26 protein-coding genes and 2 tRNA genes are annotated in these 25,454 nt (G+C 64.5%); 8 read left to right on the top strand and 20 right to left on the bottom strand.

Annotated features, from left to right (window positions below):
- Positions 1 to 2: 2 nt before the first annotated feature.
- The 4 genes from LCM4576_RS19660 to LCM4576_RS19650 form a co-directional block, all read right to left on the bottom strand.
- Complete coding sequence (locus LCM4576_RS19660; protein ID WP_071034094.1) at positions 3 to 422, bottom strand: VOC family protein; 420 nt, start codon at positions 420 to 422, stop codon at positions 3 to 5.
- Positions 423 to 506: 84 nt separating this feature from the next.
- Positions 507 to 1,340: an AraC family transcriptional regulator gene (locus LCM4576_RS19655; RefSeq protein ID WP_071034001.1), complete on the bottom strand. Its 834-nt coding sequence runs from the start codon at positions 1,338 to 1,340 to the stop codon at positions 507 to 509.
- Positions 1,341 to 1,431: 91 nt separating this feature from the next.
- On the bottom strand, positions 1,432 to 1,602 hold the full coding sequence (locus LCM4576_RS35890) for a hypothetical protein (RefSeq protein ID WP_116390196.1): 171 nt from the start codon (positions 1,600 to 1,602) through the stop codon (positions 1,432 to 1,434).
- A gap of 51 nt (positions 1,603 to 1,653) precedes the next feature.
- Positions 1,654 to 2,439: a TSUP family transporter gene (locus tag LCM4576_RS19650; protein ID WP_071033999.1), complete on the bottom strand. Its 786-nt coding sequence runs from the start codon at positions 2,437 to 2,439 to the stop codon at positions 1,654 to 1,656.
- Between the two features lie 109 nt (positions 2,440 to 2,548).
- Between LCM4576_RS19650 and LCM4576_RS19645 the strand changes: the two genes are divergently transcribed.
- On the top strand, positions 2,549 to 2,980 hold the full coding sequence (locus tag LCM4576_RS19645; RefSeq protein ID WP_071034092.1) for a TerB family tellurite resistance protein: 432 nt from the start codon (positions 2,549 to 2,551) through the stop codon (positions 2,978 to 2,980).
- Between the two features lie 66 nt (positions 2,981 to 3,046).
- On the opposite strand, the gene LCM4576_RS19640 is transcribed toward LCM4576_RS19645, so the two are convergent.
- The 5 genes from LCM4576_RS19640 to LCM4576_RS19620 all read right to left on the bottom strand — a co-directional run bounded on the left by LCM4576_RS19640 (position 3,047) and on the right by LCM4576_RS19620 (position 9,382).
- The gene (locus LCM4576_RS19640) at positions 3,047 to 4,669 is read right to left on the bottom strand and encodes an ABC transporter ATP-binding protein (RefSeq protein WP_071033997.1); all 1,623 of its coding nucleotides are present in this window, start codon (positions 4,667 to 4,669) and stop codon (positions 3,047 to 3,049) included.
- Positions 4,666 to 5,535, bottom strand: coding sequence for an ABC transporter permease (locus LCM4576_RS19635; protein WP_071033995.1), 870 nt, complete (start codon positions 5,533 to 5,535; stop codon positions 4,666 to 4,668). The genes LCM4576_RS19640 and LCM4576_RS19635 overlap by 4 nt, the downstream gene beginning before the upstream one ends.
- Positions 5,532 to 6,479 carry an ABC transporter permease gene (locus LCM4576_RS19630; protein WP_071033993.1) on the bottom strand — a complete coding sequence of 316 codons (948 nt, stop codon included), beginning with the start codon at positions 6,477 to 6,479 and terminating at the stop codon, positions 5,532 to 5,534. The genes LCM4576_RS19635 and LCM4576_RS19630 overlap by 4 nt, the downstream gene beginning before the upstream one ends.
- A gap of 28 nt (positions 6,480 to 6,507) precedes the next feature.
- Entirely contained in the window at positions 6,508 to 7,989 is a 1,482-nt protein-coding gene (locus LCM4576_RS19625) for an ABC transporter substrate-binding protein (protein WP_071033991.1), read from the bottom strand.
- Between the two features lie 115 nt (positions 7,990 to 8,104).
- Positions 8,105 to 9,382 carry an acetylornithine deacetylase/succinyl-diaminopimelate desuccinylase family protein gene (locus tag LCM4576_RS19620; protein ID WP_071033989.1) on the bottom strand — a complete coding sequence of 426 codons (1,278 nt, stop codon included), beginning with the start codon at positions 9,380 to 9,382 and terminating at the stop codon, positions 8,105 to 8,107.
- Positions 9,383 to 9,643: 261 nt separating this feature from the next.
- On the opposite strand from LCM4576_RS19620, the gene LCM4576_RS19615 reads away from it, so the two are divergent.
- A complete protein-coding gene (locus tag LCM4576_RS19615) occupies positions 9,644 to 10,075 on the top strand; it encodes a L,D-transpeptidase (protein WP_071033987.1) in 432 nt (143 codons plus the stop codon).
- 7 nt (positions 10,076 to 10,082) lie between these two features.
- On the opposite strand, the gene LCM4576_RS19610 is transcribed toward LCM4576_RS19615, so the two are convergent.
- From LCM4576_RS19610 to LCM4576_RS19570, 9 genes are all read right to left on the bottom strand, one after another.
- Positions 10,083 to 11,075, bottom strand: a complete 993-nt coding sequence (locus LCM4576_RS19610; protein WP_071033986.1) for a lipid A biosynthesis lauroyl acyltransferase — start codon at positions 11,073 to 11,075, stop codon at positions 10,083 to 10,085.
- A 20-nt stretch (positions 11,076 to 11,095) separates the two neighbouring features.
- A complete protein-coding gene (locus tag LCM4576_RS19605; protein ID WP_071033983.1) occupies positions 11,096 to 12,124 on the bottom strand; it encodes a zinc-binding dehydrogenase in 1,029 nt (342 codons plus the stop codon).
- Between the two features lie 36 nt (positions 12,125 to 12,160).
- Positions 12,161 to 13,432, bottom strand: a complete 1,272-nt coding sequence (locus tag LCM4576_RS19600) for a beta-ketoacyl-ACP synthase (RefSeq protein WP_071033982.1) — start codon at positions 13,430 to 13,432, stop codon at positions 12,161 to 12,163.
- A gap of 121 nt (positions 13,433 to 13,553) precedes the next feature.
- Positions 13,554 to 14,741 (bottom strand): beta-ketoacyl-ACP synthase, encoded by a 1,188-nt coding sequence (locus LCM4576_RS19595; RefSeq protein ID WP_071033980.1) that lies wholly within the window; start codon positions 14,739 to 14,741, stop codon positions 13,554 to 13,556.
- Between the two features lie 70 nt (positions 14,742 to 14,811).
- Positions 14,812 to 15,093, bottom strand: a complete 282-nt coding sequence (locus tag LCM4576_RS19590; protein ID WP_027167184.1) for an acyl carrier protein — start codon at positions 15,091 to 15,093, stop codon at positions 14,812 to 14,814.
- Between the two features lie 237 nt (positions 15,094 to 15,330).
- A complete protein-coding gene (locus LCM4576_RS19585) occupies positions 15,331 to 16,473 on the bottom strand; it encodes a slipin family protein (RefSeq protein WP_071033978.1) in 1,143 nt (380 codons plus the stop codon).
- Between the two features lie 361 nt (positions 16,474 to 16,834).
- Positions 16,835 to 16,900 (bottom strand) — tRNA-Lys (locus tag LCM4576_RS19580).
- Between the two features lie 4 nt (positions 16,901 to 16,904).
- Positions 16,905 to 16,976: transfer RNA gene (locus LCM4576_RS19575), tRNA-OTHER, on the bottom strand.
- Positions 16,977 to 17,188: 212 nt separating this feature from the next.
- Positions 17,189 to 17,737 (bottom strand): histidine phosphatase family protein, encoded by a 549-nt coding sequence (locus tag LCM4576_RS19570; RefSeq protein ID WP_071033976.1) that lies wholly within the window; start codon positions 17,735 to 17,737, stop codon positions 17,189 to 17,191.
- 161 nt (positions 17,738 to 17,898) lie between these two features.
- Between LCM4576_RS19570 and LCM4576_RS19565 the strand changes: the two genes are divergently transcribed.
- The 3 genes from LCM4576_RS19565 (at position 17,899) to LCM4576_RS19555 (ending at position 21,597) form a co-directional block, all read left to right on the top strand.
- The gene (locus tag LCM4576_RS19565) at positions 17,899 to 18,849 is read left to right on the top strand and encodes an AEC family transporter (protein WP_040981803.1); all 951 of its coding nucleotides are present in this window, start codon (positions 17,899 to 17,901) and stop codon (positions 18,847 to 18,849) included.
- A gap of 169 nt (positions 18,850 to 19,018) precedes the next feature.
- The gene (locus tag LCM4576_RS19560) at positions 19,019 to 20,476 is read left to right on the top strand and encodes an NAD-dependent succinate-semialdehyde dehydrogenase (RefSeq protein WP_071034091.1); all 1,458 of its coding nucleotides are present in this window, start codon (positions 19,019 to 19,021) and stop codon (positions 20,474 to 20,476) included.
- Between the two features lie 95 nt (positions 20,477 to 20,571).
- Positions 20,572 to 21,597, top strand: coding sequence for an aldose epimerase family protein (locus tag LCM4576_RS19555; RefSeq protein WP_071033975.1), 1,026 nt, complete (start codon positions 20,572 to 20,574; stop codon positions 21,595 to 21,597).
- A gap of 45 nt (positions 21,598 to 21,642) precedes the next feature.
- Here the strand turns inward: LCM4576_RS19555 and LCM4576_RS19550 are convergent, their stop codons facing one another.
- Positions 21,643 to 22,560, bottom strand: a complete 918-nt coding sequence (locus tag LCM4576_RS19550; RefSeq protein ID WP_071033973.1) for a sugar kinase — start codon at positions 22,558 to 22,560, stop codon at positions 21,643 to 21,645.
- A gap of 157 nt (positions 22,561 to 22,717) precedes the next feature.
- Here LCM4576_RS19550 and LCM4576_RS19545 point away from each other — a divergent pair, with 157 nt between their 5' ends.
- From LCM4576_RS19545 to LCM4576_RS19535, 3 genes are read left to right on the top strand one after another with little or no spacing between them, the layout of a single operon-like run.
- Positions 22,718 to 23,161 carry a FixH family protein gene (locus LCM4576_RS19545; protein ID WP_071033971.1) on the top strand — a complete coding sequence of 148 codons (444 nt, stop codon included), beginning with the start codon at positions 22,718 to 22,720 and terminating at the stop codon, positions 23,159 to 23,161.
- Positions 23,162 to 23,168: 7 nt separating this feature from the next.
- Positions 23,169 to 24,377 (top strand): cytochrome-c peroxidase, encoded by a 1,209-nt coding sequence (locus tag LCM4576_RS19540; protein ID WP_071033969.1) that lies wholly within the window; start codon positions 23,169 to 23,171, stop codon positions 24,375 to 24,377.
- 19 nt (positions 24,378 to 24,396) lie between these two features.
- The gene (locus LCM4576_RS19535) at positions 24,397 to 24,558 is read left to right on the top strand and encodes a hypothetical protein (RefSeq protein WP_198540272.1); all 162 of its coding nucleotides are present in this window, start codon (positions 24,397 to 24,399) and stop codon (positions 24,556 to 24,558) included.
- 381 nt (positions 24,559 to 24,939) lie between these two features.
- Here LCM4576_RS19535 and LCM4576_RS19530 read toward each other — a convergent pair whose 3' ends face one another.
- Positions 24,940 to 25,392 (bottom strand): Lrp/AsnC family transcriptional regulator, encoded by a 453-nt coding sequence (locus tag LCM4576_RS19530; RefSeq protein WP_071033967.1) that lies wholly within the window; start codon positions 25,390 to 25,392, stop codon positions 24,940 to 24,942.
- Positions 25,393 to 25,454: the final 62 nt, after the last annotated feature.

Below are 25,454 nucleotides of genomic sequence, written 5' to 3'. Positions count from 1 at the left end.
GCTCACGCCTTCTCACCCGCCTTCGGCCAATAGGTGCCGAAGGACCAGACATTGCCTTCGGGGTCGAGGCAGATGAACTCGCGGCTGCCATAGTCGCGGTCGACCAGTTCCTGGAGGATTTTCGCGCCGGCCTTCCTGGCGCGCGCATAGGCGGCATCGGCATCATCGACGGCGATATAGATCGACTTGCCGCCGCCTTCGCCTGGCTCGCCGACCATCTTGCCGTAATCGTCGTCGCGCGCCGTGCCCAGCATGATCATCGAGGAGCCGAAGGTCAGCTCGGCGTGGTGGACGATGTCGCCGTCACCATAGCGGGCGCGGACCTCGAAGCCAAAGGCTTCGCAGAGCCAATCGATCATCTTGGCGGCGTTCCGGTAACGTAGGGCTGGATAGAGACGGGGTGCTTCGGTTGACGAGGGCATGACGATCTCCTTGTTCGCGTCGATGAGCCCAATTTCGACCAAGGCTGTTCCGGCGTCTTGAAGRAATGTTACCTCGGCTCAGGCCTACATCAACGCGGCGAGTCCGGTGGGCGTTTCGCCGGCAAGCTGGCGGAATTCGCGCACCAGATGCGCCTGGTCGGCATAACCGCAATCGGCGGCGATGCCGGCCCAGTCGTCGTCCTGTCGCTTCGACAGCGACAGCGCTCGGTTGAAGCGTACGATGCGCGATAAGGTCTTCGGGGCGATGCCGATCGCGTCGGTGAATTTGGCCGCAAGGTGCTTGCGGCTCCAGYCGATCTCGCCGGCGAGCACGGAAATCCGGGTACGGCCGCCCGATGCGATGACCGTCCTGTAGGCCCAGGCGACTTCGGGCGAAAGGGCATTCGCTTCCACAAGGCGGCCGGCGATATAGTTCTCGGCTATGTCGAAGCGCGTACCCCAATCTGGCGCGTCGCCGAGCCGTTCGCGCAGCGCGATGCCGTCAAAGCCCAGCGCATCGTCCAGCCCGACCATTCGGTCCCGCAGCTCGCTCATCGGCAGGCCGAAGAAGCGCCTGGCGCCAAGTGGTGTGAAATTGACCTGGACGCAGCAGGCGCCGCCGAACGATTCGATCATGACCGGCCCCGCATAGAGGCCGGCAGCGAAGCTGGCGTAGCGGTCATTGTCGCCGGGCGTGTGGCCGAGCCCGATGGCGAAGGCCTCGGCGAAGCTGATCACCAGCGGCACAGTCAGCGAAGCGTATTCGACGATGCGGAAATGACCGGGGCAGGTCTCGCGATAGCCGCAGATATCCGTGACGATCCCTGCGAGCGAGGCAGAGGGCTTGCGCCGCACCATCTCGAAATGCAGGGCGGGAGAGCGGTTATCCTGGCGATGACGCTCTGGCTCGTCGGACATGGCGCAAGCCTATCAGACCGCGTCCTCAAATCAAAAGCGCCCGRCAGGGCCGGGCGCTCCGAGTTGCCTGAGATTGCTGATTTACCTTGGCTCAGGCCCCGCGCATCAAACAGCCGGCGGCGAGCACGATATAGGCGATGAGCATGATCCAAACGGACGCGAGCGGAATGAACGCAAGCAGACCAAAAGCGGCAAGAAGACCGATGATGGCGATGACCAACGAAATGATGAACACAAGCTGGGTGGGTGCACTGAGATTCATGTCTAGTCCCTCCAACATGATTCGCGCGCGCTTATTCTACCAGTGGTGCGGTCACTTACCAATTAGCTGGCGCAAGGGATTGTCCGGGTCGGCCAGCAGCTTCGCGGCTAGCGCCAGGCAGGCGACCACGAGTAGCGGCTTGATCAGCCTGGCGCCGATGCGGATGGCAAGGCTCGCGCCGACGCGGGCGCCGATGAACTGCGCCACGCCCATCATCAGGCCGATCTTCCAATCGATGACGCCGACAGCGGCGAAGACGACGAAGCCGCCGATGTTGGAAGCGAAGTTGAGCAGCTTGGTGTGCGCCGTCGCCTTGAGCACGCCGTAGCCGGCAAGCGTGACGAAGGCGAGCATGTAGAAGGAGCCGGCGCCAGGGCCGAAGACGCCGTCATAGAAGCCGACCAGCGGCGGGATGATCAGCCCGAATAGGAAAGGCGACAGCCGTTCGGCGCGGTCGACATCGTCCATATTCGGTTTCAGCGCGAAATAGAGCGCGATGGCGATCAGGAGCAGCGGCAGGATGGCGCGCAGGAAATCGCCGGGGACGACGGTCGCCAGCAAGGCGCCAACCGCGCCGCCGACAAGCGCCAGCAGCGCCGACGGCAGCTGGCGGCGCAGGTCGACCTGGCCGTTGGCGGCATAGTGGATGGTGGCCGAGCCGGAGCCGAACATGCCCTGCAGTTTGTTGGTGCCGAGCGCCGCGACCGGCGAGAAGCCGGCGAGCAGCAGCGCCGGGATCGTGATCAGCCCGCCGCCGCCGGCGATCGAGTCGACAAAACCCGCCGCGAAAGCGGCGGCGACGAGGATGAGAACGGTCTGCAGGGTAAGGTCGATCATTGAGGGAAAGGCACAGAGGAAGGAAGCCGCAGCTTCCATCACGCTCGCCCCGTTTGCGCAAGAGCGATTCCGAGCTAACAATCTAGACGGAATCGCAAAGGGGAGCTTGGTGGCGATGGCGCTGCTCGACCAGATACGTTCGATCTTCGACGGTGACCCGGGCGTGCGCAAGGTGGCGGACGATCCTGTGCTGTCGGCGGAGCTTCTGATGCTGTTTCGCATGATCCTGGCCGACGGCTCGGTCTCGGAGAGCGAGATGGCCGTCTTCCGACGCATCTGCAAGGAAGCCTTCGGCATTCCGGAAAGCAGCATCGACAGCGTCATCGAATATCTCAACGACTATGGCTACGAGACCAACGGCTCGCAGGCGATCGCGCTGTTCCGCGACCTTGACGTCGAGCGCCGAAAGCTGCTCGCGCGCCATATGGCCGAGATCGCCAAGGCCGATGCCAGGCTGGCGGAGAGCGAGGTGAAGCTGCTGCGCCGCACGCTCGACCTGCTCGACATCAGCCCGGTCGATCTGGTTAAGCCGGAGAGCTGAAGCAATTCCAGGAAAAGTGCGAAGCGGTTTTCCGTCCGGAATTGCGTCAAACAAAAGGCTGTTCGTCTACCCCTGTTCCTGCATTTTGCGCGCGATCGCGCGGTGCAGGTCGGGTGCGGCCGCGACCAGTGCCTGCGCGGCTTCCGAGCGCGGATGATCGAGCACGTCGGCGGCCCGGCCGCGCTCGACGATCCTGCCTTCATGCATGACCAGCACCTCGTCCGCCATGGCGCGGGCGACCGTCAGGTCGTGGGTGATGAAGAGGTAGGCGATGCCGAGCTTCTGGTTGAGCTCGGCGAAGAGGTCGAGGATCTGGGCGCGGATGGAGACGTCCAGCGCCGAGACCGGCTCGTCTGCGACCACCAGCTTCGGGCGGGTGATGATGGCCCGCGCGATCGACAGGCGCTGGCGCTGGCCGCCCGAGAACTCATGCGGATATTTGTCCATGTCGCGCGGGCCGAGCCCGACTTCGTGCAGCGCATTCGCGACCATCTCGCGACGCTCGGCCTTTGCCGGCTGCTTTTCCAGAAGATGCAGCGGCTCGGCCACCAGCTTCTCCACCTTCTGGCGCGGATCGAAGGAGCCGTAAGGGTCCTGGAACACCACCTGCATGTCGCGCCGGGCCGGCCTCAGCGCCTGTTCCGGCTTGCCTGTGATGGRCTCGCCGCGAAAGCGGATCGTGCCCGCCGTCGGCTTGTCCAGGGCGAGGATCATGCGGGCAAGCGTGGACTTGCCGCAACCCGAGCGGCCGWCCAGCGCCACCGATTGCGCGGGCTCGATGGTGAGCGAGACATCGTTGACGGCGCGAATCGGCTCTGTCGGCCGCAACAGCGATATGCGCCGCCCCGGATACACCCGGCCGACGCCCTCGACGTCGAGCAAGGGCTTCGCCGACCCGGCAAGGTGCGGTTTCGGCCGCGCCGGCACGTGCATGGAGGCCAACGCCAGCTCGCGCGTGTAGGGATGTTGTTGCTCCGACAGCGTGCGCGCGGTTTCGCCAGCCTCCGTCACCTCGCCACGGCGCAGGATGGTCAGGCGATCAGCCATCTCGGTCACGACCGCCAGGTCGTGCGAGATGAGCAACAGGCCCATGCGGTTCTCACGCACCAGATCACGCAGCAAGTCGAGGATCTGGGCCTGCAGCACCACGTCGAGCGCCGTCGTCGGCTCATCGGCGATCAGGAGCTTCGGTTTCAGCGCGCAGGCGATGGCTATGACAACGCGCTGGCGCTGGCCGCCCGACAGTTCGTGCGGGTAGCGCGACAGCGGGAATTTGGCCTCCGGCAGCCCGACGCGGTCGAGGATTTTTCGTGTGCGCTCTTCCGCCTCGGCGCGGCCCGCCTTGGTGTGCCAGCGGATACCTTCGGCGACCTGCTCGCCGATGGTCTTGACTGGATTGAGCGCCGTCATCGGCTCCTGGAAGACCATGCCGATATCGTCGCCGCGCAAGGCGCACATCTGGTCTTCGGTCGCGCCGAGGATGTCGATGCCGTCGAAGGCGACGCGGCCCTCAGTGCGCGCCAGATGCGGCAAAAGCCGCATGATCGTCAGCGCCGTCATCGACTTGCCGGAGCCGGATTCGCCGACCAGACCGACCACCTCGCCGGGTGCGACGGTCAGGTCGACGCCTTTGAGGATCGGCGTGGCGCCRATCGCCAGCGACAGGTTCTCGATCTCGAGCAGGCTCATCGGCGCCGCCGCGATTTCGGATCGAGGATGTCGGCGAGGCCGTCGCCGAGCAGGTTCAGCCCAAGCACGGTGATGACGATGGCCATGCCGGGAAAGATCGCCATCCAGGGCGCGGTCACCATGCGTGTCTGCGCGTCGAACAGCATGCGGCCCCAGCTCGGCATCGGCGGTTGGGCGCCGAGGCCGACATAGGAAAGCCCGGCCTCGGCAAGGATGCCCAGCGCGAACTGGATCGTGCCCTGGACGAGCAGCAGCGTCGCGATGTTGGGCAATATGTGCTCGATGCTGATCCGCGTCATGCCCTTGCCGGCGGCGCGCGCGGCGAGGATGAATTCGCGCGGCCAGATGGCTAAAGCGCCGGCCCGCGCCACACGGGCGAAGACCGGGATGTTGAAGATGCCGATGGCGATGATGGCGTTGACGGCGCCCGGGCCGAAGATGGCGGTGATCATGATCGCCGAAAGCAAGGCCGGGAAGGCGAAGACGAGATCGTTGACGCGCATCAGCGCCTCGTCGGCCAGTCCGCCGCGCGCCGCCGCGAAGGCGCCGAGCGGGACGCCTATGCCCATGCCGATGCCGACGGCGACCAGCGCCACCGCAATCGAATTGCGGGCGCCGACCATGACCATCGACAGGATGTCGCGGCCGAAATGATCGGTGCCGAACCAGTGCGCCGCCGAGGGCGCCTGCGTCTTGTCGGCGATCACCAGCTTGGTGACGTCGTACGGCGTCCAGACGAAGGACAGCAGCGCCATGGCCACGATCAGCAGCGTGATGGCCAGACCGATCAGGAAGGAGCGGTTGCCGAAGGCCTTGGCCAGCACGCCGGCGATGGTTTCCTTGGGGAGGTCGATGCGCATGGTCATTGCCGGCCCCTGAGGCGCGGGTCGACGATAGCGTAGGAGAAATCGACGAGGAGGTTGATGAGGATCACGGCGGCGACCAGCAGCATGACGATGCTTTCGACCACGATCAGGTCGCGCTGGGTGATGGCCTGGAAGATCAGCCGGCCGAGGCCCGGCAAATAGAAGACATTCTCGATGATGATGGTGCCCGCAAGCAGGAAGGCGAATTGCAGGCCGAGGATGGTGAGCACCGGGATCATGGCGTTGCGCAGCGCGTGGCGCCACAGCACGGCGCGGTAGGGCAGGCCCTTGGCGCGCGCGGTGCGGATATAGTCTTCGTTGAGCACCTCGATCAGCGCCGAGCGGGCGACGCGCGCCAGGATCGCCGCCTGCGGCAACGCGAGAGCGATGGCCGGCAAGATCAGGGATTTCAACGCCGCCCAGATACCGGCGCCCCAGCCCGGAAAGCCGCCGGCCGGCACCAGATGCAGCCAGACGGCAAAGAGATAGATCAGCATCAGCGCGAACCAGAAATTCGGCACGGCGACGCCGAGCTGGGCCGCGCCCATCGCCAGCGTGTCGCCGGCACGGCCCTGGCGGCTGGCCGAGAATACGCCGACCGGAATGGCGATGATGGTCGAGAGCGCCAGCGCGATCAGCGCCAGGGGCAGGGAGACGGCAATGCGTTCGCGCACCAGGTCGATGACAGGCACCGAATAGGTGTAGGAGCGGCCGAAATCGAGGCTGAGCAAGCCGCCCGCCCAGTGCAGGTAGCGCAGCGCCAGCGGCGCGTTCAGCCCCATCTGGTCGCGCAGCACTTCAACCTGGTCGGCRCTGGCATTCATGCCCAGCATCAGGCGCGCCGGATCGCCGGGCAGGATTTCCATGACCGCGAACACCACCATCGAGGCCAGCACCAGGGTGAGGGCCGCGATGATCAGGCGTTTCAGGAGATAGGCGGTCATGGGAAGCGATCGGGCGATCGCGCCAGGCTCAATCCGTCCACTTCACCTTGGTCAGATCATCCGCCTCGATCGGCCAGTTCGTCCACATGCCCTGCAGCTTGGCGTCCCAGACGCCGATCTTCGGCAGCTCGAACAGGTAGACGGCGGGCACGTCGTGCGCGAGAATCTTCTGCGCCTCGCCCAGCAGCTCCAGCCTCTTGTCCTTGTCGACCGTGGTGCCGAGCTCCTTGATGACATCGTTGAACTTCGGATTGTCGTACTGGAAATAGTAGCCGGGCCGCGAATAGATATCGATGTCGTTTGGCTCGACATGGGAAACGATCGTCAGGTCGTAGTCCTTGTTGGTGAAGACCTGGCTCAGCCACTCCGCCCACTCGACCGGAATGATCTGCAGATTGACTCCGATCTCCTTCAGCTGGGACTGAATAACCTGGCCGCCGTCGCGTGCGTAGGGCACGGGCGGCAGCTTGATCGTGGCCGAAAAGCCGTTCTCCAGTCCCGCTTCCTTCAGATACGCCTTGGCCTTGGCGATGTCGTGCGGATAGACGCCGGTGAGATCGACATAGCCCGCGTCGCCTGGCGAAAAATGCGAGCCGATCGGCTTTCCAAGACCGTTCGAGGCGGCCGCGATGATGGCATTGCGATCGATCGCCGAGGCGAGCGCCTGGCGCACCGCGAGCTTGTCGAAGGGTGGCTTCTTGTTGTTGATCGACAGGATCGTCTCGCCCTCGGTCGCGCCGATCACGACGCTGAAGCGCGGATCGGACTGGACCTGCGCGAGCGCGTCCTGTGCCGGCATGTTGGCGAAAGCCTGGATGTCGCCCGAGAGCAATGCGGGGACAGCCGCGGCGGCGTCGGGCACGATGCGGAATGTCGCCTTGTCGAGCGCGGCAGGCGTACCCCAGTAGTCCGGGTTCTTGACCAGCGTGATCTCGGAACCCTTGGCCCAGTGATCGAGCTTGAATGGACCGGTGCCGATCGGCTTGTCCTTGTTGCCGTCGGCCGAACCCTTCGCCACGATCACCGCCGCAACCTGGCCCATGTCGTAAAGGAAACCGCCCTGCGGCCCGTCGAGAGTGACCTTGACGGTTGCCGGGTCGACCGCCGCGACGTCGGTGATGTGGGCAAAGAGCTGCTTTTGCGGATTGAGCGAATCCTTGGYGCGCGCCCGGTCCAGCGAGAATTTCACGTCGCCGGCGCTGAAGGCCGAGCCATCGTGGAACTTCACGCCGGAATGCAGCTTGAACGTGTAGACCTTGCCGTCGTCGGAGACGGCCCAGCTCTCGGCGAGAGCGGGTTGAACCTGGCCGTTGTCGTCGATGCGCGTCAGCCCTTCGAAGACGTTGGCATAGGTGACTTCGCCGATGGCCGCGGCCGCGCCGGCGGTCGGATCGAGATGCGGCGGCTCGAGCACGATCCCGAGCGTGAGATCGGTGCGCGCGGCAAAGGCCGACGTGGCGGCGGCAAGCGACAGCACAGCCGCGGCCAGGATGGTCTTCCACAGTTTCATCGCTGAACTCCCATTGCTCAAACGTGCTCAAGCTGGCGGATAGAAGCGTGATTTCGCTCGCGAGTAAATTGCGTTTCGTGCTGCCCAGCGGCGCCAGGCGGAATGTTTTTGCGTATCAGCCGGTCGTGCCGCGCAAGAGCACGTTGAGGCCGATCGCCATCACCTTGGCCGATTCCACCATGTCGGCGATGCCCACCCATTCGTCCGGCCTATGCGCAAGGTCGAGAATGCCCGGGCCATAGGCGATGCAGTCATAGAGATGGCCGAGGCGCGCGACATGCTTCTGGTCATAGGTGCCGGGCGAGATCACATAGTCGGGCTCGCGGTCGAACACCTCCATGATGCCTTTGGCGACAGCCTTCACCACCGGCGCGTCGCGCTCGGTCATCAGYGGCAGCACCTCCATCAGGTCGCGGATCTCGTAGTCGAATTTCCTGCGCTCGCGCTTCAGCCGCTCGAGGATGCCGGTGACTTCGCCTTTCACGGTGGCGATGTCCTCTTCCAGCAGGAAGCGCCGGTCGATGGTGAGCCGGCAGGAATCCGGCACGTTGGGCGAGGGGAGGCCCGGCCGGAAATCCTCCGTCTGGCCGCCATGGATGGAATTGATGTTCATGGTCGAGCGTCGGGCGCCTTCCGGCACCACGGGCATGCGCGTCATCTTGCGGTCGAGCGCCGGGAACAATTCCTCCTCGAAGGCCTGCAGGACGGCGCCCATATGGCGCACCGCATTGTCGCCGAGGAACGGCATCGAGCCATGCGCGATCTCGCCCTTGGTCTCGATCTCGGCCCACCAGACGCCGCGATGGCCAAGGCAGATGCGATCCTTGTTCAACGGCTCGGGGATGATGACGTGGTCGACCTTCGGCTTGGAGAAATAGCCGAGCCTGGCCAGATGGGCGACGCCGCCGAAACCGCCCGATTCCTCGTCCGCCGTGCCCGATATCTCGATGGCGCCGGGAAAGTCGGGATGGGTGCGCATGAAGGCTTCGACGGCGATGACCGAAGCGGCCAGGCCGCCCTTCATGTCGCAGGCGCCGCGGCCATAGACCCTGCCGTCCTTCACCACGCCGGCAAAGGGATCGACGGTCCAGCCGTCGCCGGCCTCGACCACGTCGATATGCGAGTTGAAATGCACGCAGGGGCCGGGCGAGCGGCCATCGAAGCGGGCGACGACGTTGACGCGCGGATAGCGGTCGCTATCGCCTGGCGCGCCTTCGGCACGGATGAATTCGGTTTCGAAGCCGAGTTTCTTCAGGCGGGCGCCAAGAAACTCGGCGCATGGCCGGTAGGCCTCGCCTGGCGGGTTGACGGTTGGGAAGCGGATCAGGTCCGCGGTCAGCGCAACGAGGTCGTCGGTCCGGTCCTCGACCGCCTTGAGAAGTCGTTCATCCATGCGGCGGATTGAAGAAGGAACGCAGCACTTTTGCAAGCAAGCAGTCRCTCATTGCCACTCGACGATCCGGGCATGGCCCAACGCCCCTGCCTAAACTCCAGAGGGTGCGTGTCGCGGCGGCAACTATACCGGGAAAATCGTTCAAATTCACCRCATCGGATTGGCGGATTCGTCAACGAGTGTGTGGTACTTAACGCACCTGCCGGCAAAAAGATGGAAAACCGCGTGGATGGCAGGGGGCAATCAAAGGGGTTTGATCGCATGAAAAAGTTCGTTCTCATGGCAACCGTGCTGGCAACCGCGTTGTTCGGCACGTCCATCGCAAGCCGGGCGGCAACGCTGGTCGCCAACATCGACGTCTCGTCGCAGACCATGACCGTCAGCAAATACGGCCAGGTGGTCTATCRCTGGAGCGTGTCGACCGCGCGCAAGGGCTACTTCACGCCGCGCGGCAGCTACCGGCCGCAATGGACCGCCCGGATGTGGTATTCGCGCAAGTACGACAACTCGCCGATGCCCTATTCGGTGTTCTTCCATGGCGGCTACGCTATTCACGGCACCGGGTCGGTGAGAAATCTCGGGCGCCCGGCCTCGCATGGCTGCGTGCGCCTGCACCCGGCCAATGCGGCGACCTTCTACACGATGGTGAAGGAAGTCGGCTTCGGCAACACGCGGATCGTCGTCACCAACTGAAAGCCAATTACTGGCCGGCTGCCGCCTTCGCCTTTGCGCGCTTGCGGCGGCGGCCGCTGATTTCCCAGCGCTTGTGGAACCACATCCACTGTCCGGGATCTTCGCGCACCCAGCGCTCGACCACGTCGGTGAGAAGCTGGGTGGCGGCATCAACGTCGACGCTGCCGTCGCTGGTGCGCGGCAGGGTCAGCTTGTCCTCGATTTCCAGGCGGAAGCGGTTGCCCGGCAGCCTGACGCAGCGGGCGGGGTAGACATCGCAGTCATAGTGACGGGCGAGCATGCCAAGCATCGGATTGGTCTGGCATGGACGGCCGAAGAAAGTCGTCTCCACGCCGCCCGAGAATTTCTGATCGACCAGCACGCCGATATTGCCGCCCTTTTCCAGGATGGCGGCAAGGGCGAACGACGCTCCGGCGGCGGAGGGCAGCAGGGCGCCCATCGAGGAGCGGCGCGTGGAGTGGATGTAGTCGGCGAGGTAAGGATTGTTCGGCGGGCGGAACAGCGCCGTGATGTTCATGCCGAACGTGGCGGCGGCCACCGGCAGCAACTCGAAATTGCCGAGATGGCCGGTGAACAGGATATGCGGCTTCTTTTCGCCGGCGATCTCGACGAAATGCTCGATACCGCGAACCTCGACCCGCCCCGGCTTCGAAGCGTCCGGGTCGAAGTCGAACAGCGCGTCGAGGAAGATATATTCGGCCGCGARACGGGCCATGTTGCCCCACATGTCGCGCGCGATGGCCTCGATCTCGGCGTCGCTCTTCTGCGGATAGGCAWGGCGCAGATTGTTGACCGCCACGCGGTGGCGCCCGACCAGCGGACCGACCCGGCGGGCGGCGCGGTCGGCAAAGTTGAGCGCGCTGTCCGGCGGCAACAGGCGTAGCAGCGAGAGCAACACGATGGCGAGCCTGGCGACCAGCCAGTGCTCCATCTGGCGCAGCCGCCGGCCGTAGCGGAACATGAAGTCCCGGCGGGCTTTCCTGAGCGCGTTGCCGACCATCCGCCTTTCCTGGAATTGCTTTAGGAAACGCGCAGGATGATCTTGCCGAAGACGTCGCGGCCTTCCATGCGCTTCAGCGCCGCATCGATGTCGTCGAAGCCCACCTCCGTATCGATGACGGGGGCGACGAGGCCGGCGGCCATCTTCTGCATGGCGTTGGCCATGTTCTCCATGCGGCAGCCGAAGGAGCCTAGCAGCTTCAGCTGCTGCTGGAAGAGCTGCATGAGGTTGACCTGCGTCGACACGCCGGAGGTCGAGCCGCAGGTGACGAGGCGCCCGCCGCGCTTCAGGGACAACATCGAGCCGGCGAAGGTGTCGGCGCCGACATGTTCGAACACGACGTCGACGCCCTTCTTCTTCGTCAGCTTGCGCACGACGCCTTCGAAACGGTCCTCGCGGTAGTTGATGACGTGGTCGGCGCCAAGCGCCTTGGCCTTGTCGATCTTGTCGTTGGAGCCGACCGTGGTGATCACCGTGCAACCCATCCTCTTGGCGAGTTGAATAGCGGCGGTGCCGATGCCGGAACCGCCGGCATGGACAAGGATGGTTTCGCCGGGTTCCAGTCTGGCATTGTCGAACAGCATGTGCTCGACGGTGCCGAAGGTGACAGGAGCGACCGCGGCGCCGATTTCCGTGACGCCGGGGGGAGCGGGCACCAGGAGGCGGGCCGGCAGGTTGATCTTTTCCTGCGCAAAGCCGTCAAGATGGAAGCCGTGGACCCCGGAAACGTGCTCGCAGAGATTATCGCGGCCTTCGCGGCAGGCGCGGCACAACCCGCAGGTGCGCGCGCCGTAGATCGACACCAACTGTCCCGGCAGCAGGTTGGAGACGCCGGGGCCGACCGCCTCGACCTCGCCGGCAGCCTCGGCGCCGACGACCAGCGGCAGCTTGCGCTTGGCGAAGGCCATGCCACGCCAGCCCCAGACGTCGATATGGTTGAGCGCCACCGCCTTGATGCGGAGCGTCACTTCGCCCAGTGAAGGCGGCGGGGGAGGCGTCAGGTCCACCGTTTCGAGACGGCGGTCCTCGATAAGTTGCAATGCGCGCATGTGGCCTGTCGGTTCAGTCTGGCTGAAAAAGTCCGCTTAGACCGGTTCCCGCGCCATGACAAGGCAAGTGTTCTGACCGCCGAAGCCGAAGGAATTCGACAAGACCGTGCCGACTTCGGCGTTGCGCTTCTTGTTCGGCACCACGTCGAGGACAATAGCCGGATCGGGATTGTCGTAATTGATGGTCGGCGGGATGACGCTCTCGCGCATGGTCATCAGCGAGAACGCGGCCTCGACCGCGCCGGCGGCGGACAGCGTGTGGCCGATCATCGACTTGTTCGAAGAGATCGGCATCGAGCCGACCCGCTCGCCGAACACCGTCGACAGCGACAGGTGCTCCATCTTGTCGTTTTCCGGCGTCGAGGTGCCGTGCGCGTTGACATAGTCGATCTCGTCTTCGCTGAGGCCCGCATCGGCAAGGGCAGCGCGCACCGTGGCGATCGCCGGCGAAGCATCGGGCTTGGAGCGGGTTCGGTGGAAGTCGTCGGCGCGCTCGCCGCAGCCGCGCATGATGCCGAGGATGGTCGCGCCGCGGGCAAGGGCGRCCTCCAGCGATTCCAGCACCAGCGCGCCGGAGCCTTCGGCCAGGACAAAGCCGTCGCGGTCCTTGGAGAAGGGTTTTGACGCTTTCTCGGGGATGTCGTTATGGGTGGAGAGCGCCGACAGCAGCGAGAAGCGGATCAGCGCCTCGGCGGTGGCCGAGCCGTCGGCGCCGATCGACAGCGCCTTGTCGCACTCGCCGCGCCGGATCGCCTCGACGCCGAGCTGGATGGCAGTGGCGCCCGAGGCGCAGGCGGTGGATAAAGTGATCGGCAGGCCGCGCGTGCCGAAGCGGTCGGCCAGCTGGTCGGCGATCGAGCCGAACTGCGTGGTCTCGAAGATGTCGAGCTCCTTCAGCCCGCGCGCCACTCGCAGCAGCCTTTCGGCGCCGCCGTCATTCTTGTCGGAATTATAGAGCGAGAAACGGTCGGCCCAGTCGAGCTCGACCGGCGGCGAGGCCAGGAACAGCGGGCCGGCGAAATCGCCGGAATCGAGGCCAGCTTCCGAGACGGCCTCCTGGGCCGCCGTCTCGGCCAGTTCGTAAGTGAGGTGGCTGGCGCCCTTCGAGCTCGAGGGCAGGAAGTCGACCATGCCGGAAATGCGGGTGTTGAGGTGGTCGACGGGAAAGCGGGTGATCGGATGGATGCCGGATTTGCCCRAGGTCAGCGCCGCCCAATTGTCCTTTTTGCCGACACCCAGCGACGTCACCACGCCGATGCCGGTCACCGCGACAATCGGCCGACCCATGTGATCGCGAAGATTGGCCATGTTCTATTGCCTCGTTCTAGAGCGGTTCAGCGGTTCGTTTCATAGAATCACCAAGCCGCTCTAACTCTTTGTTTTCACGCAATCCGGACGGAAAACCGCTACGCGCCTTCCTGGAATTGCTCTAAGCGGCCTTGATCAGCCCCAGACCCTCGAATTGGTGATAGCCGATCGCGGTTGCAAGGACGGAATTGGGGGCGCCTCCGAATGGGCGCTCCGCCGTGGCATCGAAGACAGGATAGCCGGCCCCACGGTCCACRGCCATTGCCGCGAGCGCAACCGCAAAGGGGAATTGCGCTTCCTTCATATGGCCGGTCAGCGTCGAGAAGGCGCGCACGGCCAAAGCCGGGTTGGYGTCGAGCACCGCTTTTTCGGCCGCGGTTGCGACGTGCGCGCCGGAGGCGGCGGAAATCGTCAGYAGGTCGCCATCGGGAAGGTGGGCCTGCTTCAACAGCGCGGCAATCCCTGCATTCAACTCGCCTTGCCGGCGCCTGGCGCGGCCGGAGACAACAGGGCCAAGCTCGGCGTAGATCTTGCGGCCGCGTTTTTTTGCGTGCTCGCGCTGTTCGAGCACGAGGAAGGCGCTGCCCGAGCCCGTTACCACGCCGCCGCCTTCGGAGCCCTGGCGCTGCCAGACCGGCTTCCAAGGCCCGCGATGCAGGTAGCCGGCAAGCTCGTAGCCGAGCAGCATGTCGGAATGCTCGGTCTGGAAGGCGCCGCCGACCAGAACATGGGTCGACTGTCCCGAACGGATGCGGGCGGCCGCCGTCTCGACGGCCGAAACGCCGGCACCTTCCTCGCCCATGAAGGTGCGGGAGGAACCRGTGACCTTGTGGACAATGGAGATGTTGCCGGCGAGCAGGTTGGAGAGCTGGGCAAGGAACAAAGTCGGCCGCAGTTCCGTGGTCAGCTTCTCGTTGAGCAGCACGTCGCGGTCGTTGCGGCTCTCGGAGGCCGCAAGGATCGCGGCRTCGACGGCCTCGTCGCGCTCGCCRCCACCGGCCGCCACCACCATGTCCATCGTGGTGCAGAGCTCGTCGTTGCCCTTGATGCCGGCATCGTCCAACGCGAGGCCCGCGGCATAGGTGCCGAGCCGCTGCCAGGTCTCCATCTGGCGCTGGTCGCCGCGCTTGGCGATCTGCAGGTTCCAGTCGATCTCGGGCAGGGGATGGATGGTATAGGGCGCGAAGCGTGCCGCATCGAGCACCGGCTGGAACCCAGGCTGCGTCAGCTTCTGCCAATGCGCGTCGGGGCCTTCTCCCAATGAGGAGATAAGGCCGATGCCGGTGATGACGACGTCGTGAGAACTCATGGGTGCCTGTTGCGGGGGCGGCTGTTGTGGGTCAGCTGGCAGGGCGCGTCAAGACCGCGCCCCAGCCGCTTCAGGCGGCCTTGGCCGCGACCAGCGCGTCGATCTTGGCGCACAGGTTCTTCATGACGAAGTAATCGTCGGTCGAAGCCTTGCCGTCATTGACTTCCTGCGTCCACTTCTCGAGCGGTACCTTGATGCCGAATTCCTTGTCGATGGCGAAGACGATGTCGAGGAAATCGAGGCTGTCGATGCCGAGATCGTCAATGGTGTGGCTCTCGGGCGTGATGGTGTCGATATCGATCTCGCTGGTGTCGGCAATGATCTTGGCGACTTTCTCGAACGTGGTGGACAAGGGCTCTTCCTTCGGGTTGCGGGCGGAATCTGTCCGCATCTTGCTTTGGGCGCTGTCTAATCGGTTTTTCCCGGCAGGAAAAGGCCTGATGCGYCGAGGGCAGATGAGTAGGGGCCAGGGAAACGCAAGAAGGGCCGCCGGTCTACCCGGCGGCCCTTCCCATTTTACGCGACGTCAGCTTTCGATGTCGATGCATGTCGTTGTCCCGAAGCCGGAACCGTTTTTGGGCGACATGCATCAGTCGCGGAGCTTGACCAGATCGTTGAGCAGCCCGCCCGTCCCGTTGTGGACGGTGAGCCGCTCGACCTTGCCGGCGATGGCTTCGAGAGCCTCGAGCTCCTTCAGCCGCAGCATCACCGGGTTCTCGGCCATCACCTTGGCCGTGTTGAGGAGCGAACGCGTGGCGTTCGTCTCCTCGCGGCGGCGGATGACGTTGGCCTCGGCCTGCTTCTCGGCCGAAACCACCTGGTTGAGGATCTCGCGCATGTCGCCCGGCAGGATCACATCCTTGAGAGCGATATCGCTGACCTCGACGCCGATCGCGGCCATGTCGTCGCGCACCTTGGCCGCCACGTCCTTGTCGACCGTCACCTTCTTGTCGAGGATCTGGTCGAGCGTGAGCGCGCCAAGCGTCTTGCGGAAGGCATACTGCAGGGCGCGGTAGAGGGCTTCCGAGAAGTCCTTCACCGTGCTCACCGCCGTCACCGGATCGACGACCCGGTATTCGGCGGCGATGTTGACGCGGATCGTCACGCGATCCCTGGTCAGCACTTCCTGCCCGGCGACATCGAGCGACTGGCGCTTGATGTCGACGACCTTCACCTGGACCATGCGCCCGACATTCCAGAAGGCGTGCACGCCCGCGGCAAGTGTGCGGGCAAAGACGCCGTCCACGAACAACAGCCCGACCTGACCGTCCACGACCGGATGCAGGAACACATGCTCCGTCTTCCGGGCCTGGCCGATCCGGCGCATCAGGGCCGGATCGACAGCCAGATCGGCCGCCGTGTCGACAGTCGTCACCTTCCACGGTCCGGCATCGGTCCAAAGCACGAGCTTGCGGTCCGGAGACAGAACAGCGTGGAGGGCGCCGTCGCGCTCGACGACGGCGATGTCCGTGCGCCCGGTGCGGACGACGGTGAAGTGACGCGCGGCCACATCCGGGAGCTTGTCGAACAACGCCTTCTCGTAAGCCGAAACGAATTCCGGGTTCTTCAGGTCGTGCCTGGAGATTTCCAGGTTTCCGCGCCGGTTGGCGAGCCAATGTTCGCCCGGCATCAGGATCGCCTGGATCTCGCCCTTGTAGAGGGCGACGGCACGTTCATTTTCCTTCACGAGGACGCGCTGGCGTCCAAGAAGCTTTTCGAGAATGGTCTTCATTGTCTTACTCCTGTCGGGCATGGCCCCATGCGAGGCGTCACGTCATGCGTCGATCATCCTTTTCGTTTCTCGTTTCGTCGTCGTACTTCATGTCCGGGCACGAATGATCCGGGGACCGGTGGCATCGATCCACGGCGGACCCTTGGGAGCGGATCGCGGGGCGGCGAAGCGGGCGCCGGAAGCCGAAGCTTCCTTTGCCGGCCGCGTCGCGCCTTGATCGTCACCGCGGGCCTGGCCGCGAGCCGATGGCGCAGGACGTCGCGGGCCGGCGAGGCCGAAGCCCTGTCGTCCGTGAAATCCTCGCATTCCGGTCCCCGGACCTTTGGATAACACCACCTGAAGGTGTCGGCTTATCAGGCCGTTGGAGAAGGAATCGAACCTTCGACAGTCAGATTAAAAATCTGATGCTCTACCCTCTGAGCTATCCGCGATGTGGATGAAGGGACTCGAACCCCCGACCTCCGGACCCAAATCCGGCGCTCTCACCTCTGAGCTACATCCGCAATCCCTATCCCCGAAACGGCGCCGTACACAGTGTGGCAGAGCCGGCTGCGCGGGCGGAGACGAAAGCTCCAACCGTTGTGCTCGCTTCGGTTTTCGTGACCGGGAGCGCGCCTATAGACCCTGCGACGGGTTGTCGCAAGCGGCATTGTCGCGACGGATTTGCGGCTTCTTCCAGGAGTTGTATTTCGGCAACACCGGTCGGCGCGACGCCTTAGAAAGTGACGCGACCGAGCACCTTGAGGGCGTCGCCTTCCGGTGCCACCACCACGGCCTCGCCCTCGCGCGGCGCTATGCCGGTGAGCGCCTCGATGTTTTCCAGATGCGTGACCAGCACCAGATTGTCGGAGCCGGAATAGCCGCGGATCTCCTTCATCACCGCTTCCATTTGCGCGGTCTTTTCGGCCGGGTCGGTCTTGAGCAGGTCGAGCGGCGCGAAGGGTTGCGGTTCGGATTCGAAAGCGATGCGGGCCGTGTCGAGGCAAYGGCAATAGCGGCTGGAGAGCACGTGGTCGATCGGCGCCGCGCGCGCCGCGAAGAGTGCGCCGATGCGGCTTGCCTGCTGCTTGCCGCGCTCCGACAGGTTGAGCTGCGTCGCGCAATTGCCGATGTCGAAATTGGCCGGGTCGGTCGCCCCGGTGACAAAAGCGTGGCGAAGCAGCACGACATGGCCGCCGTCGCGCAGCAACGCCCAGCCGGCGTCGGTCGCGTGGGCAAGGCTCGGAACAGCCAGGAGAAAAAGCGCCAGAACAATTCGCAGCATCGGAAGTCCTTTGACGGCCCGGCGGGGGAAGGCCGTGAGGGCATATAGGGATCGCAAAGCGGACTGGAAAACAAGCAGAGGCGCCGGGGGGAGAGCGCGCGGCGCCAATTGCACGGCGATCAGGGCTCGCCTATCACGGGAGAAATGACCCTACCCAGAAAATGACTCCGCTTACCGAAACCGTCCTCTTCGTCTTCAGCCTCGTGGCGCTCGGCTATCTGGCCGGGCTCACCTTCTATCTGAAGCCGGCGAGCGGGGAGGGCATTTCCGAATTCGCCGTCAACGTGGCGATGCCGCTGCTGTTGTTCCAGACCATGGTCAAATCGGATTTCCACGGCGTCACGCCGTGGTCGCTATGGGGCGCCTATTTCGCGGCCGTGGCCATCACCTGGGCCGGGGGCCATCTGGTGATGACGCGCATCTTCGGGCGAGATGCCCGCGCCGGCATCGTCGGCGGCGTGTCGTCGGCCTATTCCAATGTCGTGCTGCTCGGCGCGCCCTTCATCCTCGGCATCTTCGGCGCCAGCGGCTTCGAGGTGCTGTCGCTGCTGGTCTCGGTGCACCTGCCGATCATGATGATGGCCTCGATCGTGCTGTTCGAGATGTTCGGGCGCGGCAGCGGCGAGACGGTCCATCCGCTGCGCGTCGTCAAAAGCTTCCTCAGGCGGCTGTTCATCAATCCGCTGATCATCGGCATCCTGGCGGGGCTCGCTTGGCGCCTTACCGGCTTGCCGCTGCCCGACCTCGTCGAGCGGCTGGTCGACACGCTGGCGGATACGGCCGGCCCGGTGGCGCTGTTCGCCATGGGGCTCAGCCTGCGCCGCTTCGGCATCTCCGGYAATATCCGGCCGGCGCTGGCGCTGTCGGGTCTGAAGCTGTTCCTGATGCCGGCGCTGGTGCTGGCTTTCGTGTGGCTGCTCGGCCTGCCGCCGCTGACGGCCAAGGTCGCGGTGGTGGTTGCTGCACTGCCTTCGGGCATCAATTCCTACCTGATCGCCGTCCAGTTCAACACCGGCCAAGCGCTGGCCTCGAACCAGATGACCCTTGCCACCGCCAGCGCGGTGGTGACCACGTCGTTCTGGCTGACGGTGGTGATCCACATCTTCGGCTAGAGGGGCCGAGCGCTCTCGCCTTTGTTGGCCCAACCCCTATATGCCATCTTGTGATTGCCTGCCCGCCTTTCCCTAGGTAAGAGCAATGCGCCGGCGTGCGGCTCTTGAGCACGCCTCAACGGATTTCCAGAAAAACGGCCCGATCAGCGCGCCGAACGGAGGCCAGACCATGCTTCAGAAAACCAGCCATTTCATGCRCCAGGCCAATCTCATCAATGGCGAATGGGTGCAGGCCGACAGCGGCCAGACCATCGATGTCAACAATCCGGCGACGGGCCTGAAGATCGGCACCGTGCCGAAGGCCGGCAAGGCCGAGACCCGCAGGGCCATCGAGGCTGCGGAGCAAGCCTTCAAGAGCTGGCGCAAGACCACCGCGCTCGAGCGCTCGAAGCTGCTGCGCAAGCTGCATGACGCGATGATGGACAATCAGGACGTGCTGGCCGAACTGCTCACCATCGAGCAGGGCAAGTCGCTCACCGAGTCCAAGGGCGAGATCGGCTCGGCAGCAAGCTATATCCTGTGGTTCGCCGAGGAAGGCCGCCGCGTCTATGGCGATATCGTGCCCTCGCCATGGGGYGACCGCCGTATCCTGGTGACCAAGGAGCCGGTCGGCGTCATCGCCGCCATCACGCCGTGGAACTTCCCGTCCTCCATGCTTGCCCGCAAGATCGGCCCGGCTTTGGCTGCCGGCTGCACCGCGGTGGTGAAGCCCGCCTCGCAGACGCCTTATTCGGGCCTCGCCTGGGGCGCGCTGGTGGAGGAAGTCGGCTTCCCGAAAGGTGTCGTCAATATCGTCACCGGTTCGGCCGGCGAGATCGGCGACGAGCTCTGCACCAATCCGCTGGTCAAGAAGATCACCTTCACCGGCTCGACCGAGGTCGGCAAGCTGCTCATCCAGAAGTCGGCCTCGACGGTCAAGAAAGTGTCGATGGAGCTCGGCGGCAACGCGCCGTTCCTKGTCTTCGACGACGCCGATGTAGACCGCGCGGTGGCCGGCGCCATCACCGCGAAATACCGTAATTCCGGCCAGACCTGCGTGTGCACCAACCGTTTCCTCGTCCAGGCCGGCATCTACGACAAGTTCGTCGAAAAGCTCGCCGCCGCCAGCAACAATCTGAAAGTCGGCTCGGGCCTCGAGGAAGGCGTCCAGCAGGGACCGCTGATCGACGAGAAGGCGGTCGAGAAGGTCGAGGAATTCATCGCCGACGCGACGTCGAAGGGCGGTAAGGTCGTCACCGGCGGCAAGCGCCATGCGCTGGGCGGCTCGTTCTTCCAGCCGACGGTGATCTCGAACGCCACGCCGAACATGCGCTTCATGAAGGAAGAGATCTTTGGGCCGATCGCGCCGGTGTTCAAGTTCGAGACCGAGGAAGAAGCGATCGCCTTGGCCAACGACACCGAGTTCGGCCTGGCGGCCTATTTCTACACCGGCGATCTCGGCCGCGCCTTCCGGGTGATGGAAGGCCTGAAATATGGCATGGTCGGCGTCAATGAAGGCCTGATCACCACGCCGGAGGCGCCGTTCGGCGGCGTCAAGGAATCCGGCCTCGGCCGCGAAGGCGGGCACCAGGGCATCGAGGACTATCTCGACACCAAATATGCCTGCTTCGGCGGCCTGGGGCTCTGATAATTGTCCATAGAGCAGGGCAGGCGAAACGCCTGCCCTTGCCGGACAAGACACAGCCGGCCTAAATCCAAGGATCGAGAACTGGCACTTCGAGCATGGCGATGAAAGACGGCGAGGTCTTCGGYACGACGCAGGCGGGCGAGCCGGTTCGCCGTTTCACCATCCGCGGYGGCGGCCTTACCGCCAACATCATCGGACTCGGCGCGATCGTCCAGGATCTCAGGCTCAGCGGCCATGATGCGCCGCTGGTGCTGGGCTACGACCGTTTCGAACCCTACGAGACCGACCGCGCCTTCTTCGGCGCCGTCGTCGGCCGCTTCGCCAACCGCATCGGCGGCGGCCGTTTCACCATCGCGGGCAAGCGCTACCAGACCGAGCGCAATTTTCTCGGCAAGCATACGCTGCATGGCGGCTCGGAAGGCTATTTCCACCGGCCATGGGCCGTCTCGCTGCACGGCCGCGATTTCGTGACGCTGACGCTGCACGACCCGGACGGCGCCATGGGCTTTCCCGGCGCGCTCGACGTCACCTGCACCTACCGRCTGAAGATACCCGGCACGCTCAGCATGGAGCTGACGGYGACCTGCGAGGAGCCGACGCTGTGCAACCTCGCGCAGCATTCCTACTTCAATCTCGACGATGGCGGGGCCGGCGACATCYTCGACCACCGGCTGATGCTCAACGCCGGCGCCTACACGCCCGTCGATGACGAGATGATCCCGACCGGCGTCGTGAAGCCCGTCGACGRCACGCCTTACGACTTCCGGCAGGCGCGGCCGCTGCGCATGGAAATGGAAGGCGAGCAGCTTCGCTACGACCTGAATTACTGCCTGGCGTCCAGCCGCGGGCCGCTGCACCAGGCGGCCTGGGTGCAGGGCGCCAATTCCGGCGTCGAGATGGAGGTCTGGACCACCGAGCCCGGACTGCAGCTCTACATCGGCCAGTATGTCGCGCCGACATCGCCGGGGCTCGAGGGCCGCCGCTACAAGGCGTTTTCGGGCCTTTGCCTCGAAGCGCAGACCTGGCCGGACGCACCGAACCGGCCCTATTTCCCGCAGGCCACGCTCTGGCCGGGACAGATCTATCATCAGGTGACCGAATATCGGTTCCGGCTGCCCTGAAGTTTGATGGTATTGAAGTGAGGTCTGCTTAAGCTTCGATATTGCTTAACTGTCGAAGGCGGGTCTCAACGTCTCAAACGGCGCCAGCGCGCCGCGAACCTGCACCACCGCGGCGGCGACTTTGTGCGCGCGGCGGGCGGCGTCGGCGGGCGCATGGCCGGCAAGCCGCGCGGCGAGGTAGCCGCCGTTGAAGGAATCGCCGGCACCCGTGGTGTCGACAGGCGTGGCTACATGCACCGCGTCGACGATTTGCGAAGCGCCGTTCAGCGCAATCAGGGCCGGCTGCTCGCCATTCTTGACCACGACTTCGCCAGTCAACTTGCCAAGGCGCTCCGCCGTTGCCTGCGGCGTCTGGTCCCCGAACAGCATCTGCTCGTCCGGGAAGGTCGGCAGCGCGATGTCGGTCACGGCGAGCGCCTCCAGGATCGCGGCCTGGGCCATCTCGCGGCTCGGCCACAGACGCGGGCGGTAGTTCGGGTCGAAGGCGACGAGCGAGCCGGCCTGGCGGGCCGCAACTATGGCCGTCAGCAAAGTTTTCCGCGYGGCCTCGTCCAGAATTGCCAGGGTGATTCCGGAAAAATAGACAAGCGCCTGGTTTTCAAGGCTGTTCGCCAAGGCTGCCGGATCGGAGGCGAGCTGGCGCGCGGCAGCGTCGCTTCGCCAGTAGGTGAAGGCGCGCTCGGCGCCGGTGAGCGTTATGGCGTAAAGGCCGGGGCGTGCGCCGGCGATGACCGGACTGTTGCCTATGCCGATGCCGTTCTGATCGAAGAAAGCGATCTGGTCGCGCGAGAAGGGGTCGTCGCCGAAGGCCGACACATAGGTCGCGGGCCGTTCCGGGCTCAAGGCGTGCAACGCCCAGAGCGTGTTGAAAGTGTCGCCGGCAAAGCTCATGCGCCAGTTCGAGCCGCTCTGGCCCGACAGTTCCAGCATGCATTCGCCGATCGACGCGATACCTTTGGCCATGCGGGCTATCCCTTCCTAAGATGTTGTTGCTGTAGCTTTTTGCGGCCGGCAGCGCCATGCTTGGCGAGCGGCGAATTTTGCGCCAGAAGCGATTTCCCACAGGCAGGGCGGGACGCGACAAGCGGCCCGCGACGTTAGCAGCCGAAGAGGAACGGGTTTGGCATCGATATGGCGTTACATTCTTGCGGGTCTCGGTCTGGCCGCCCTGCTGGTCGGCATTGTGGCCGCCGTCTATCTGACGTTGCCGCAATCGGCGTCCGGCCCGGATCTGTCGCGCTCGAAAAAGACGGCGAACGGCCTGTTCATCGCGAGCTTCGAGCCGGAGCGCGGCGTCGTCCGGCAGGGCGAGCTGCAGTCCTGGCTGCTGACGCTGAAGACCGCCGCCGGCGCGCCGGTGGAAGGCGCCGCCATCACCGTTTCGGGCGGGATGCCGCAGCACGATCACGGCCTGCCGACCAGTCCGCAGGCGACCGATTATCTCGGCCAGGGGCGGTATCGCATCGATGGCGTGAAGTTCACGATGAGCGGCTGGTGGCAGCTGCACTTCGGTATTTCGGCGGCGGCCGGATCCGATTCCGTCGTCTTCAACGTCGTGTTGTGAGCGGGTCATGAGGCGCATTGCCAGCATTGCAAGCCTGCTGGCTTTGGCCGCTCTCGCCTTGTTAGGCGGCTGCGGCGAGCCGCAGTTCAGCGACGCCGAGAAGAAGATCATTGCATCGCTGGCGCTGAACACGCTGCCGTCCCTGAAACCTGACACCACGAACCAGTACGGCGACGTGCCGGCGGCCGCGGCGCTTGGCTCGACGCTGTTCTTCGATGCCGGCATGAGCCGAGACGGCACCGTGTCCTGCTCGACCTGCCACAAGATCGACCGCCAGTTCCAGGACGACCTGCCGCAAGCGGTCGGCGTCGGCCATACCAACCGCCGTACGATGCCGTTGGCCGGCGTGGCGCGCAATCCGTGGTTCTTCTGGGATGGAAGGCGCGACAGCCTGTGGGCGCAAGCGCTGACGCCGCTTGAAAATCCGCTGGAGCAGGCCGGCAATCGGGCTGCTTTCGCGCATTACATCAAGAAGCGGTTCGGCGAGCGCTACGAGCGCATCTTCGGACCGATGCCGGACCTTTCCACCGTGCCGGCCAATGCCAGCCCGCTCGGCACGGATGCCGAGAAGGCGGCGTGGAACGCCATGCCCGCTGGCCAGCAAGACGACGTCAATCGCGTCTATGCCAATATCGGCAAGGCGCTCGCCGCCTTCGAGCGCTCGATCGAGCCTGAGCAGACGCGCTTCGACCGCTTCGCCATCGATCTCGCGACCGGCGCCAAGCCGGAAGGGGATGCGGCGTTCTCGCCGGAAGAGATTCTCGGGCTGAAACTGTTCATCGGCAAGGCGAATTGCGTGACCTGCCATAACGGCCCGCGCTTCACCGACAACGCCTTCCACAACACCGGCGTGCCGCCGGTAGACGGCCTGCCRCCGGACCGCGGGCGGGTGGACGCCGTGGCGYAGGTCGAGGACGATCCGTTCAACTGTCTCGGCAAGTTCCGCGACGGCGACGAGAGCGCCTGCCGCGAGCTGCGCTTCATGGTCAAGGACGGGCCGCAACTCATGCGCGCCTACAAGACGCCGTCGCTCAGGGGCGCCGCAAGCCGGCCCCCTTACATGCATGCCGGGCAGTTCGCGACGCTCGACGAGGTGGTGGCGCATTATTCGAAGGCGCCGCTCAGTGTGGAAGGCGTGTCGGAGGTTCATCCGCTCGATCTGTCCGATCGCGAGCGAGCGGCGCTGGTGGCGTTCCTGAAGACGCTGTCGGAATAAWGGGATAAGAGGTGATCCCATGAACCGAAAAACAGTTCCCGTCGAAGATGCTGCCAAGGACTGGTTTAACGACCCGGAATTTGTAGCTGAATTCGAAGCCTTGGAGGCGGAATTTGCGATCGCCGAGGCATTGATAAGGACCAGCGAGGAGATCGATCAGATTAAGAAAGCCTCGCACTAAGGGCACCGCACAGGGATTTTGACCGGTCGGCTCTGTTTGCGTTGTCAGGTGGCATGCGTTGGAGATTGGCCGAAACGCCCATCGCGATCGTCATTCCAGGGCGGAGCAGGAGCGAAGCTCCGTCGCGGAGACCCTGGAATCCATGCCGTTATCTTCGCCAAGGCATACAACGGAGCAGAATTCTGCACCGCAGCAACTCTTCGAAGTCACGGAATGGATTCTATGGTCTGCGCGCGTCGCTTCGCTCCTTGCTCCGCCATAGAATGACGAGGTTGGGGCGGCTTCAACAAATCCCCCGGCGTTTGCGCTGATTTCACGGACATGACGGAAAATCTTGCACCAAGGCAAACGGCAGCCTTTCAAAATCCCTGTGTCGGGGAACTACCGATCCTTCACCGTCTCCATCGCCACGAAGGTCGACGTCTGCGCGACATGGGGCAGGGCCGAGATGCGCTCGCCGAGGACCCGGCGATAGGCGGCGATGTCGGTGGTGYGAACCTTCAGCAAATAGTCGAAGCTCGACGCCATCATGTGGCATTGCTCGATCTCCGGCACGCCCTGTACCGCGCGGTTGAAGGCGTCGAGCGCTGCCGAGCGCGTGTCCGACAGCTTCACCTGGACGAAGGCGACATGGCCTTCGCCCATGCGTTCGCGGTCGATGACTGCGCGGTAGCCTCTGATATAGCCATCCTTCTCCAGCCGCTTCACGCGCGCCTGCACCGGCGTCTTCGACAGCCCGACCTTCAAAGCCAGCTCAGACATCGAAAGCCGGCCATCGCGCCCCAGCGCGGACAGGATGTTGCGGTCGATGCGGTCCAATTGGTCTTCGGTCATCGAAATGGCAGTCAAAAAATTGGAAATGATGCCTATATGATAGATCGAATGGACTATCCTGT

Origin of the sequence: Mesorhizobium sp. LCM 4576 (assembly GCF_001854815.1) — a bacterium.
In the GTDB taxonomy this organism is placed as follows: domain Bacteria; phylum Pseudomonadota; class Alphaproteobacteria; order Rhizobiales; family Rhizobiaceae; genus Mesorhizobium; species Mesorhizobium plurifarium.
Note: the sequence above shows the minus strand (reverse complement) of the source record. Positions and strands in the feature narration are given on the sequence as shown.